Annotated in this window: 1 protein-coding gene; it reads left to right on the top strand. The window is 42.6% G+C overall.

What is annotated here, in order from left to right:
• Window positions 1-258 (top strand): cytochrome ubiquinol oxidase subunit I (locus tag SB658_RS25345; protein WP_410603194.1); only part of this gene is annotated, 258 nt, incomplete at both ends.

Raw genomic sequence — 258 nt, 5'->3', positions numbered from 1 at the left:
GCCATAAATGGTCATGAGTCTGCTCAGCTTCTGTATGAATATCAGCCTGAAAAGTTAGCTGGTGCTGAAGGTTTATTTGAAACACAATCACATGCACCTCTCGCAATAGGTGGTTTTACTGATGCCGATTCAAAGGAAATTAAAGGAGCAATTGAAATCCCTTGGGCGCTTAGCTTTTTGGCAGGAAATAGCTTTGATACGGTGGTCAAAGGCTTAAATGATTTCCCACGTGACGAGTGGCCGCCTTTATTTATTCAC

Origin of the sequence: Bacillus sp. SIMBA_008 (assembly GCF_046535495.1) — a bacterium.
GTDB lineage: Bacteria > Bacillota > Bacilli > Bacillales > Bacillaceae > Bacillus > Bacillus subtilis.
The sequence above is the reverse complement of the archived record's forward strand: the minus strand, read 5'-3'. Positions and strand labels throughout refer to the sequence as shown.